Annotated in this window: 13 protein-coding genes; all 13 read right to left on the reverse strand. The window is 54.3% G+C overall.

What is annotated here, in order from left to right; all coding sequences use genetic code 11:
- Positions 1-45: 45 nt before the first annotated feature.
- Entirely contained in the window at positions 46-2,046 is a 2,001-nt protein-coding gene (locus GRH90_RS16250) for a DNA topoisomerase III (RefSeq protein ID WP_162367007.1), read from the reverse strand.
- 11 nt (positions 2,047-2,057) lie between these two features.
- Positions 2,058-2,816, reverse strand: coding sequence for a PFL_4669 family integrating conjugative element protein (locus GRH90_RS16255; protein WP_162367008.1), 759 nt, complete (start codon positions 2,814-2,816; stop codon positions 2,058-2,060).
- Between the two features lie 400 nt (positions 2,817-3,216).
- Entirely contained in the window at positions 3,217-3,525 is a 309-nt protein-coding gene (locus GRH90_RS16260) for a type II toxin-antitoxin system YafQ family toxin (protein ID WP_162367009.1), read from the reverse strand.
- Positions 3,518-3,784 carry a type II toxin-antitoxin system RelB/DinJ family antitoxin gene (locus GRH90_RS16265; protein WP_162367010.1) on the reverse strand — a complete coding sequence of 89 codons (267 nt, stop codon included), beginning with the start codon at positions 3,782-3,784 and terminating at the stop codon, positions 3,518-3,520. The genes GRH90_RS16260 and GRH90_RS16265 overlap by 8 nt, the downstream gene beginning before the upstream one ends.
- A 176-nt stretch (positions 3,785-3,960) precedes the next feature.
- Entirely contained in the window at positions 3,961-5,208 is a 1,248-nt protein-coding gene (locus tag GRH90_RS16270; RefSeq protein WP_162367011.1) for an STY4528 family pathogenicity island replication protein, read from the reverse strand.
- Between the two features lie 108 nt (positions 5,209-5,316).
- Positions 5,317-5,547: a ParE family toxin-like protein gene (locus GRH90_RS16275; protein ID WP_162367012.1), complete on the reverse strand. Its 231-nt coding sequence runs from the start codon at positions 5,545-5,547 to the stop codon at positions 5,317-5,319.
- Complete coding sequence (locus GRH90_RS16280; protein ID WP_162367013.1) at positions 5,547-6,128, reverse strand: DUF2857 domain-containing protein; 582 nt, start codon at positions 6,126-6,128, stop codon at positions 5,547-5,549. Before GRH90_RS16280 ends, GRH90_RS16275 begins: the two co-directional genes overlap by 1 nt.
- Before the next feature lie 87 nt (positions 6,129-6,215).
- The gene (locus tag GRH90_RS16285) at positions 6,216-6,968 is read right to left on the reverse strand and encodes a DUF2786 domain-containing protein (RefSeq protein ID WP_162367014.1); all 753 of its coding nucleotides are present in this window, start codon (positions 6,966-6,968) and stop codon (positions 6,216-6,218) included.
- Positions 6,958-7,209, reverse strand: a complete 252-nt coding sequence (locus GRH90_RS16290; protein ID WP_218586257.1) for a TraR/DksA C4-type zinc finger protein — start codon at positions 7,207-7,209, stop codon at positions 6,958-6,960. Before GRH90_RS16290 ends, GRH90_RS16285 begins: the two co-directional genes overlap by 11 nt.
- Positions 7,193-8,929: a ParB family protein gene (locus GRH90_RS16295; RefSeq protein ID WP_162367015.1), complete on the reverse strand. Its 1,737-nt coding sequence runs from the start codon at positions 8,927-8,929 to the stop codon at positions 7,193-7,195. Before GRH90_RS16295 ends, GRH90_RS16290 begins: the two co-directional genes overlap by 17 nt.
- Entirely contained in the window at positions 8,926-10,293 is a 1,368-nt protein-coding gene (gene dnaB-PI / locus GRH90_RS16300; RefSeq protein WP_162367016.1) for an SPI-7-type island replicative DNA helicase, read from the reverse strand. The genes GRH90_RS16295 and dnaB-PI overlap by 4 nt, the downstream gene beginning before the upstream one ends.
- A complete protein-coding gene (locus GRH90_RS16305) occupies positions 10,286-10,696 on the reverse strand; it encodes a hypothetical protein (protein WP_162367017.1) in 411 nt (136 codons plus the stop codon). Before GRH90_RS16305 ends, dnaB-PI begins: the two co-directional genes overlap by 8 nt.
- On the reverse strand, positions 10,693-11,571 hold the full coding sequence (locus GRH90_RS16310) for a ParA family protein (RefSeq protein WP_162367018.1): 879 nt from the start codon (positions 11,569-11,571) through the stop codon (positions 10,693-10,695). Before GRH90_RS16310 ends, GRH90_RS16305 begins: the two co-directional genes overlap by 4 nt.
- Positions 11,572-11,690: the final 119 nt, after the last annotated feature.

Here is an 11,690-nt window from a genome sequence, read left to right on the forward strand (position 1 = left end):
GAGCCATCAGCAACATAGCAAAATAGGACCTATCCCCGCAATCGGTTAATTCTGCTTTGACTTACGTAACTTAACCGTTTTTCTCTTCTCCTGTCCCGGCAGGTTGACGATGCCTTTACAGCCCGGATATTTTTCACAACTGTAAAATGCGCCATTGGGCCCCCGGCGTAAGCGGGTCTTATTGCCACAAAGGGGGCACGGTGGTGAGGGCGGCACACGAATCACCACGTCCTGGCGCAGCCCCTGTGCCACCAGTTGGCCGGTCCACTGTGTCTGACGGGCCATAAAGTCTTCAAGCCGCATCCGGCCGGCGGCGACTTCATCCAGCGCCTGCTCCCACAGCGCCGTCATGCCAGGCTCTTTCAAGGGTGCCGGCAGCGCGTCTATCAAATCCATGGCAATATCGGTCGCGCGCAGATCTCGTCCCTTTCTGACCATAAATCCGCGCGTCAGCAGCGTTTCCACTATGCCTGCACGGGTGGCTTCGGTACCCAACCCGGCGTTCTCTTTTAGCACCTTTTTCAGTTGCAGGTCCGCGACATAGGCGGCGGCGTTCATCATGGCCGCTATCAGCGTGTCGAAGGTAAAATGCTGAGGAGGCGTGGTCTTTAGGTCTTTCACTTCGGCGCCGGTGACAACACAGCCATCCCCTTTACCGAGCATCGGTAGAACGTTATCCTCTTTGGCGTTATCGTCCTTTTCCCGCGTCGAATTGAACAAGGTTCTCCAACCGGTAACCACCACCACACGCCCGGTCGTGCGAAACAGCTGTCCGCCGATACTGAAGTCAACGCGCGTGACATCAGATTCGAAAACAGGCAGAAACTGGGCAAGATAATGACGGCGGATAAGCTCATACACCCGCTTTTCAATATCATTCATTTTGCTCATGTCGCAGGCATGTTTGGTCGGGATTATCCCATGGTGGGCGGTGATTTTCTTATCATTCCAGATACGGGAAACAAAACCCGTATCCAAACCTGCCACAAGCGATGCTAGGGAAGAGTCGGTTTTTACCAGTGCCGCCAGCACTATCGGTATCTCCTCACGCATGGTTTGCGGTAGAAAACCGCAGTCGGTACGGGGATAGGTGGTCGCCTTATGCGTTTCATACAGGCTTTGCGCGGTATCGAGAACCTGTTGCGGTGACATATCCCACCGCTTGGCGCAGGCCTGTTGCAGCGTTCCCAGGGTAAAAGCCAGCGGGGCGGCTTCGGTCTCCCGCTTTTTCTCCACCTCGATAACCTGGGCCTGACCTGCCTGCCGGCAGAGCTGGGCCACCTGTTGTGCAATGGCTTGATGGACGCAGCGTTTTTCTTCATCGGTATACATTTTCGCCGGCACCCATTGCGCCGCGAACGTCACGCCGCCAGCCCGTAGAATGGCCTTGACCTGCCAGTAAGGCTTGGGAACAAACACGGCAATATCCCGGTCGCGCTTCACGACCAGCGCAAGCGTCGGCGTTTGCACCCGGCCCACTGACAGCACGCCGTCGTAACCTTTTTCACGGGCTTTCAGGGTATAGAGACGCGTGAGATTCATGCCGTTGAGCCAATCCGCCCGCGAGCGCCCCAGTCCCGCATAATAAAGAAAGAGCGTCTCCTCTCCTTTCCTAATAGCCGCCAACGCCGTGCGGATACTCTGCTCGTCAAGCGCTGAGAGCCACAGCCGATTCACCGGGCCACGCCACTGGCAGAAATCGAGTAGCTCGCGGGCGATGACCTCCCCCTCGCGATCGGCATCAGTGGCAATCACCACTTCATCGACCTGCTTAAGTAAGCGTGCAATCACCGCAAACTGATCCGCCGTCTCCTTTTTTACCACCATCTGCCACTGCGCCGGTAAGATGGGCAGCGCACCGAGAGTCCAGGGGCGGCCAAACTGTGAGCCATAGGCTTCCGGAGAAGCGGTTTCGAGCAGATGCCCGACGGCCCAGGTAACCGTGACACCCGAGCCATGCAAGAAACCCTGCCCGCGCTGGGTGGCGCCCAGCACCGCCGCAATATCACGCCCTTGGGAAGGCTTTTCGCACAGAAAAAGACGCATATTGCTCCCCATTACTGGGCCATGCCGTCATCGCCTGCCTGCGCCCGATAACGAATACGCAGCAGATTAATACTGGGCTCATGGGCCGCTGGAGAGAAAACTGAGCGGCGAGTGCCCAATAAAACGGCCCTATCCGGTTCACCCAGTTCTGCCAAGGCCTGGCGCCAGGTCTCATTGTTTTCAGCCGCATCCTGACGGGAAACCGCCAACGAGCGGTACCCCACCACGCTGCCATAAATCTGGCGGATCAGGCGCCCGCCATCGCTGAGTAACTGGTCTCGCGCGGTCCGGGAAACCAAACCATAATGAAAAGCCTGCAAGACCTTCTTGGCAAATTGATCGAAGCCAATCAGTAAATACACACATCGGTAACCCAGGGGAGTATTGCTGAAAACGCGAATATCTAGCGGCTCTCGCACCACAACATCGCTGACGCTGACACCGGGAGGTAGCACCTGCATGGCCTTATCCAGACTGGCTATCAGTTGCGACATTTTCTCGCCGGCATCGCCAATCTTTTCCTCAAGCGCCAGCATTGCCGCATCGGCCCAGGGATTATTCTTTAAAGAATCCTGATTGATACGGGAGGCCAAATGAAGAAACAAAGGCATACCCATGATCGCCGGCTTCTCTTTGGCACCTTTATCCGCTTTTTCAGCGCGTCGGCCTTGCCACAGACCTATCGCATAATGGGTGTGGAGCTCAATCTTAAGGTCAGAGTGCAATGCGCCGGTACGTTTTGCTTCATTTTTTCCAGTGTTGTCTGCCATCGTTGCCACCTGCTCATCAGTTATCAGAGGACAAATATTCGTGAAATGGCAGGGGTATCAACAATGTGAAACTCATCATCCAATCTGAAATGATTGTTAACGTTCAATCATGCGTCACTATTTCACTAATGCAGTCTGCGCCACTGTACAAAAAGTAGACGCTGTTGCGCCCCGCAACACTGTACGAAAAGTAAGCACTGTTGCGCCCCGCAACACTGTACAAAAAATAGGCACTGATGTACCCCACCACATGGGGTTGGGCAAGGACTACACCGCTCTCGGCAAGGTTGAGCTCGTGCGCAATTCAATAAGGATTAAAAGAAGCGCCGCCATACGGGTGTCGTCGTTTGTTATATTGGCTCGGATCCCGTCTTAGTCACTGCGCTGTACTTTATATTCATTACTCAAAGAGCTCTGCATGCGTCCCCAGATCGATGAATGTCAGCAGGTTGGTAGTTTCATTGATACGGTAGATGAGCAGGAAATCACCACCAACATGAAGCTCTCTGGCTCCGCCCCATTCGCCACCGGACAGCTCATGATCCAGATATTCAGGCGCAAGGGTGTCATTGCGAAATAGCAAGGCCATTACGTCCGCCATTGCGTTCATATCACGGCGGCCAGCCCGGTTATAACGCTCCCATGATTTCTGGAATGTTCGGGTGTAATCTATCCTGCGAGGGATCCTTTTTCTTTTAGGATTAGTCACGCCGCATAGATCCCAGCATGCTCTCTATGGATGAATGGTGCAGATCGTCCGCCCGTTCAATTTCAGTTGCTTCCTTAAGTGCAGCGGCTGTTTTCGCTGAAGGTTTATTACTGATCTCAAAAGGTAAGCCCTGGTGTTTAACAACTTGTTCTAGGAAAAGGCGGATAGCGGTGCTGACATTAAGACCGCAATCGCTAAGGACTTGACTGGCGTTGTCCTTCAGTTCGTCGGAAATTCTGGCCTTGATGCTAGTCTGCATAATTTTCTCCTTTCATTTGTGCACACATTGTACCCACAAATAAAATCAGGAGCAATGGCATTGTCAGCGTGGAGTTCAGAAACTTCCTTACACTAAAGTCACTATTGGCCCGCAACATTGTAGAAAAGTTAGCCGCTGTTGCGCCCCGCAACACCGCTCATTTTTTGTTCTCACGCTTATTTTTTGTTGAGCAATTTGCGCCGAATATCAGCAATAATGCTGGAGACCTGTTCGGGGGAAGCCCGTTTTACAGGTTGTGCAGGGCTATCGTCGGAAGCTGAAATCGGTGGTGGTTGATGCTGAGATGGCGACGGCGTAGCAGCCGTTTCAGGTATGACCATCTTGCCCTCACGGGCCAGCTTGAGCATGCTCAGCAGCCAGCCCACCGGATTACTCAACTGACCGCGGCGCAACTGCGCTGTGAGCATCTCAAGCAGCGCCGATGAGTGAGTTTCAGGCAGGGCTGCCAGTTGGCCCGTGAGCATGTCGGCATCCTCGGCGGATATTCTGCCTAACAACGATTCGGGCAGTACGGGCGCTGACTGGCCCTCACCACCGCTCACCTCCGGTACGTACGTTTTTTTATTCACACTCTGTGTGAAATTACGTACGTTGCGGTTCGATTTTCGAACTCCGGAGTAAGTAGCTGATTTTAGGCTGGGTTCGGGATCCGAACTCGGTGGTTCATTCCCCGAGTTATGACTGAGTTCGGATTCCGAACTCGGTACTTTTTGCTTATGTTCAGCATTTTTTTTACTGGGTTCGGAATTCGAACTCGGTACACACGCCCGGCGTAGGACCGCCATTTGCACTGGCGTGGCAGGAGCACCCAGCCGATTTTCAATCATGGCCAGGCGAGAGTGACGGTGGCGCATGGTCGGGTCGTTGCGAATTTCCTCCAGTACCGCCAACGCGGTCATACGCACCGCTTTGTTCTTGTGCTCACAGCTTGTCGCCACAAGATCCAACCAGCCAGGGTCAAAGGTTTCCGCATCATGGCAACTAAGCGGCTCATCGTGCTGGGCATAAATATTGCCCCTGACGCGGCCGTGCGCATCGCGAACCCGCTTGCACAGACTCAGCCAGCCGGTTATGCGCAGCATCAACAGTGCGCGGCTGATGGTCTCCCGCGAAGCCCTTTCAGCATGGGGGGACGCCAACTGCAATTGCAGTTCGTCATAGGTCGGGAAGACCGCCCCCTCGTTTTGCTGGGCGTAGAGGCGGATCATGACCCAGGCCGTTTTATCCAACGGGGAAAGCCGGGTATCCATAAACAACCGGCGGGGAAAGGCGTCATGCACGTTCCCCAGAAAAAGTAAGCCACTGCGCTCGCTGGTGACATCATTTTCTGACGTTCGTCTTGCGAGGCTGTTCTGCATTCGGGACAGCGTGAACGCTACGATGCTGTCTGGCGGTAATCCCATCGCCTTTTACCTCTAGTAAGCCTGACAAAACAGCACACCGGGGCCTGTGCGGCCCCGGTACCGGTATCCCGGCGTGCTGTGCTCTAAGGCAATCGTCTGCCCCAAGCGCTATTTCCTGATTTCACGGTTATAGGTCTGGTGATCCATCAGGAGCCAGTGACGACCGCCATCCTTGCTGAGCATGCGCCAGAACGGGCCGATATCCATCTTGAGATACCCATTACTCCGCAAGCGTTTACACACCTTTTTCCCATTCTTTTGGCAGGAAATCAGGCTGCATGCCTTGCGGCGGATGGCTGGCGTAACGTATTGCCGTGGGCTGAAATCAATAATCTCCATCAAGCCCGCTCCCTCTGACTGCCCTTACGCCTGGCCTCACGACACCAACCGGTTACCCGCGTCCACACCGCCGTGAGCGACACATCATGCTGTTCTGCGGCCAGCATCATCACGTCCAGCGCTTCATGTGAATCGGGGGTCCCCAGGCCAGAGGCGTTCCATTGGACCCAAATGCCCGCATCCGCCTCTTCGTCGGGAGCCTGCGTCCGACCCTGTCGGGTATCGATACCGTTAAGGCGGCGCCGGGCACTGACTTCAGCGGCGCTGAGGCCAAAGTAGGTCTGCATCAGTTCAATAGAGCCCCCCAGCGCCAGCGCGCGATCGATACGCTGCATGCGTTTCTGCTCTGTGCGCGCCTGTTGCACAATGATCCAGAAATTGTCGTGGTTGATACTCAAATTCAGTACCGATACGCTGCTTTGCATCAGGTAATGCAGATCGTCAACGGTCAGTTGGCTGAGTTGGCGCACCTCGTCAATCGTCATGCCCAACGCTTCACAGCGGCGAATGTTGCCGGATTTCAGCTCCATCAACAGGTGGGTCAGTATGGCGTTTGTTGCCTGCGATAAATTCTGGCTCACAGTAAACCTCCTACGCTATTCCCCAAATCCGCCAGCAACCAGACATCGGTCATCCAGCCAGCGATACAGGCCATCATAATCAGCATATTATTCATCGTTACCCCCTGCGATCGGTGCCAGTGCCGCCGACTGCGCGCCATGAAGCCCCTGGTTCAGCTCGGCGCGCTGGCCGGCCAACCAGCCGGACAAACGCGCCTTAGCATCCCCACGACAATGCCCTGCCTCTCGTACACTGATTTCGGCCAGTTCATTTTTACCGCAGCGGCGAGAAAGCCAGTTTCTGAGAACACCGGCCTCTTTATCTGAGGGCGCAAAAGCGTCTAGCACTTTCCATACGCCCATAACCCACCCCTCGCGAAACTGGTCGGCCCGGTTACGTTTGGTTTGCAGCTTGAGACGCTTCAACCGATAAGCGGTGTGCATGTGTTCTTTTGTCGCATCCTTAAGCTGACGGGCCAGTACCGTGAACGCATACAGCGCTACATCAGGTCGCTCATTCAGCCCGTAAAAATGCACAGAACGACGATCGCGCTGCCGCCCCTCGGGTGTTACCGTGCAATACCAGCCGAACCAGCAGCGACACCCGGTGGCCATGCAGACCACCGTGGCCAGCGCATTTAGCCAGCTTGGGATACTGGCGGCATCGGTATAGACCTGCCGGCATTCTGTTTCACAGACAGCCGACAGCGTGACGTCATCCTCCGAGAGGTTATGTCGCTGCATCAGCACCTGCGCCAGACGCAGCGCACGGGCCGCTTCATGGGCGTTGTTATTACGGGAACCGAGTGCCATCAGCTTACGAATACGGCGCAGCAGTTTTTCCCGATCGTTACCGGTCATATGTCACCCCTGTACCCGCACGTTGATGATGCTCATGGACTTCCTGACAGCCAATACACAGCCTGACGCCACGCACCGCCTTGCGTCGCGCTTCGGGAATGTCGGCGCCACAGTCTTCGCAGAAATGCAGCGACGGTTTACTGGTGCGGACTTCGCGCAGGATGCTATTCAGACTCGTCGTGAGCAGTAGCTCAGTCGCCGCCTGCGCCATTTCATCATTGAGTTCAAATGTCTTCGTCATTGGGACCTCCCTTAGCACCCTCACGCTGCAGCTCACGCAGGCGACGAAGTACGCGAAACAGACGCATCATTTTCACTACATGCACATCGGCCAACACCGGCGTATCGTTTTTGGCCGCAGAGCCAAAAAAATTCAGACAGAATGCAAACATGTTGAAGGGGGTATTGCTGACGTGACCGGCCATCCCGTTGAGAAACAGGACAAACGCATCGATACTGCCAGAAGATGCCGCATACCCTGCCGCACCGGGATGTTTGTCTTCACAGATACCGTTTTTGTCGCCCATCGCTTCTGCCAGTTCGAAAGCCAGCCGGTAAGCCATATCCTGCAGGTGTTCGATATCGTCCTGCAGGGCCGGGATATGCCAGATATCGTTGACCGGCTCCAAACCTGTCGCCGCAAATGCGACGGATGAGACACGTACGGGATCCTCGTCGGCGGATTCACCTAATGCAGAAAACAGGTTCATCCCGCTGAGGTTCTCTGTACTGCCGATCTCGCCGCTAAGTACAGCAGGGCCACCGTAAAGATCCGGCTGGGACTCAGTTCGTGGGTAAATGCGCGAGTCGTCCCCATCCGAAAGGCTCGGCCTGCCAATGCCCGATGGCATAGAGGGAACATGCGACGTGGAAGGCGTGTCACACGCTGGCTCAGGTTTCATAGACTGACCGGTCAATGCGCCGGCGCGCAGCCCGGTAACCGGGACGGTGCCATCCCGATGGGGCGGGATATGGGTTGGAACGGGTCCAGGGGGTACAACCGGCGGTGCTTCTGTCGCAGGTGCCGGCATCGGGGGTGGCGGCAAGGGTTCACCATACAGTTCCCGGCGCTGCTGCTCTTTGGGATCAAGCTCAATCAGCCAGCGATCGTAGTTCAGTGACGGATGGGGTAACGCGTTGAGCAGCGCGCCAATCAGCTCATCGCGAAACATTTCCAAGGAATAGACATCCGGGCTGTTAAACGTTAAGCAAGCCGCTTTAAAAACTTCGTCGAATGTCATGCTGGATTCGACAGCAATATAATGCTGCGACCACGTTTTTTCTGCAGCTGAACGCAGAGCTAAAAGAGGCATGACCTGAGCACGACTTAGCCCAGACTGCAGCAAATCAGGTAAATAGGGATACAGAAACTTAAGGGTATCTTCCATGCGGCTGATGCTTGATGCATGAATGGGATAACCTTTGTTATTCAACAGCTCGGAGAACTCTCTAAGCGAAACACTGCGGTTTAGCTGCTCCTCCCAAATTCCTCTGGCCTTATGAATACCCAGGGCTTTTTCAATATAGGCCAAGTCCCCACGCACTTCATTTTCTGCCAAATGGCCGATAACGCACTGCAGCCGCCCAGGCCAGGGCTTGAAAATGGTATGAACCCGGTAAAAGCGGTTTTCACCGGTTTCCTGCCACAGTTCGCAAAGGATTTGATAACGAGTGTTGCCGCCGTCGCTGAAAATATAAACATCATCACCGTCGGGGTCCCGCGTCACTTTGGGAATAGAGTCCAGGCCGCGAGTGCGAATGGAGGCCTTGATATCCTCATACCTCGAATTACGTGAGGTTCTCGGATTGTCTGGATTGGGGCGCAACTGATCCAACGTCAGTACCATCGCTATTTCACTTAATGGAAGTACCGCCAGGCCGCTGGGGTCGGCCGATTGCATTGGCTTTTTTCCCCGCATCAGCAGTGCTTCAGACAAATCAGGCGCTTTTTTCATGTTCATGAATAAGCTCTCCCTGCATCGGTCGATAGATTCTCAAAGCGGGTAAAACGTGCATCAAATCTAAGCCTGACGGTGCCAATCGGCCCCTGACGCTGCTTACCCAGAATGATTTCAGCGATGCCTTGATCCTGCGTGTTTTCGTTGTAGACCTCGTCGCGATAGACAAACATCGTGATATCGGCATCCTGCTCCAATGCGCCTGAATCCCGCAAATCGCCATTATTGGGGCGTTTGTCCGCACGACTTTCAAGACCGCGGTTGAGTTGGGACAAGCCGACAACCGGGCAGTGCAGCTCCTTTGCCAGCGCTTTTAATGAGCGGGAAATTTCAGCGATTTCCTGAGTGCGATTTTCCTGCCCAGGGCAACGCATCAGTTGCAGGTAATCCACCAGAATGAGACCAGGTTGCCCGTATTTACGGACATTGCGACGGGCACGGGAGCGCAACACGGCGGGAGTCAAGCTGCCGGTATCATCAATAATCAGCCGGTTCTGCCACTCCTGTATCATTTTGCCGGTGGCCAAACCGACCCTAGCCCAGTCTTCATCATCCATTTGGCCGCTGCGTAATTTTTGCAGCGGCACGCTGCCCAGCATCGAGACGAATCGCATCAGGAGCTGGTCGGTTGGCATTTCCAGACTGAAAATTTGCACCGGCTTGTTCCCTTCTGCCTCCAGCGAGCCTTGGGCAATCCCGAGTGCCAGCGCTGTTTTTCCCATCGAGGGGCGCCCGGCCAACAGGATTAAATCACCATCTTGTAACCCACAGGTTTTTGTATCCAAATCGGTAAAACCCGTTGGCGTACCGGTGATCCCGTCCACCGAGCCATTGCGGATCTCAAGCTGATTCATCAGGTTCTCCAGCCCTTCAATCAAGGTAATGGGCTGCCCGTCTTCATTTTTCTCAGCGATGGCAAAAAGGCGCTGTTCCGCGCGTTCGGTCACCTCGGCAATATCCGCACGCGGCTCCGCCGCCTCGCGGCTGATATCACTGCCCAATGCCACCAACTGCCGCGCGCGGCTGTAATCAGAAACTATCTGGCTATAGGCCTCAATATTGGCGGCGCTTGGCGTGTTTTTACTTAACTCGGCTAGATAAGCAAAACCGCCGGCGTGATCCAGTTTCCCCTGTTTCTCCAGGGACTCGCTCAGGGTGATCAAATCGATAGGATGACCGACTGAGACCAGACGCGAAATTTCAATGAAGATTAAGCGGTGCGCCGCATAGTAAAAATCATCCGAAACGAGCATGGGCGCGATATCGTCCCAGCGATCGTTTTCCAGCATCAGTCCGCCAAGCACACTCTGTTCAGCCTCATTCGAATACGACTGGTAACTGGGGCTTCGTTGCTGATGGTTATTCATCGGGAACCTCTGCTGAGGTTAGGGTTTGGCAACCGATGAATGCTTTGGTTAAGCGAAGATGATTAATGGGAGAAACCAAAAATAGGGGGTAATCGCTCAAAACGGCATATACCGGATGTCCACTCGGTCCCCCGCTCCAGCCGATTTCAAAAAGCTGCTGTTTATACAACGGTGTGCCGCTGGCCACTGGAAAGGCAGCATTTTTATGCAGTTCCGATTCACTGTAGAGATTGTGAAAATCGACTGCCGACTCCGGCACACCCCAGACAGCCGATAGCAATTTAGTCAGTTTGCCGGAGGCTTCCTCGTCGGAATGAGCTTCAAAAAACACCATGCGCTCATCCAAAGTCTGAAAAGTGCCGGTATTGCAAACACAAAAAGCCCGATAGATCTTTTCCATCATGACACCTCCTTAACGGAGCTCTTCATGAAGTCATCAAAACGCGCCTGCCACTGAGGGAATAATTCGCAAGCCAGTTCAAACATAGTTTGCGCTGCCGGCAGGCTGCGACGATCGGTTCGGGTTTCAAGGCGGTGTACCGGCAGACCGGTACGGTGACCCACCTTGTAAATTTCAAGGTCATAAATCTGCGTATTGAGCAATTTGATAGGGATATCACCGGCGCGATCGCTGTATCGTCCCGCGGAAATAATGTCACTCAGTTGCCCCAGCGTTTCCCGGGACAGCAAGGTGTAATCCATGCAGTTCACCAGGATCTCGACACAGGGAATTTTGACACCGTAGCAGGTCAGGGGAAGCAACTCCTCCAGCAGCCCTACCGTGCCGCGCAGGAATTCTCGTACATCCGGCAACACCGGTTTAACTACCGCCAGGGCAGATTGCGTTGCGGCCAGCAGAATGAGCTCAAGCATCACGGAGCGCGCGCCTTGCGAGTCGATAATAATGGCGTCATAGCCGACGAATAAGGGATGCTGCAGGACATTACGCAAACGCATACGGCCGTCAGGGGCGTGCAGCATGGCGGTTTTCAACTGTTCGTGCGGATCGTTCGAGATAATCAGATCAAGATTATTAATTGCGGTATGCGAGATGATCTGTTCGGGGTGGGTAAGATCGACAGACTGCATGAGCAGTTCAAACAGACCGCAGGGGGCTTCATAGCGTAGAGCGAAAATACTGCTTGCCGTGGGCTGCGCATAATCACCGTCGATGAGGAGGACTTTAACACCTGAGTCGGCAAGGAAACCGGCCAGATTTGCGGCTTGGGTGGATTTACCCTCTCCGCCTTTGGTTGAAATTACTGGAATTATATGCATTTACACACCTGAATGAGAAAAAAATCAGATGTATATCAGGCATGTTAACTACCATTGCAGTTAACTAACAACTGGGATAAGGGATTGAAAATCCCCGTGTCCTTGGTTCGATTCCGAGT

Source organism: Acerihabitans arboris, assembly GCF_010131535.1.
Taxonomy (GTDB): Bacteria; Pseudomonadota; Gammaproteobacteria; order Enterobacterales; family Enterobacteriaceae; genus Acerihabitans; species Acerihabitans arboris.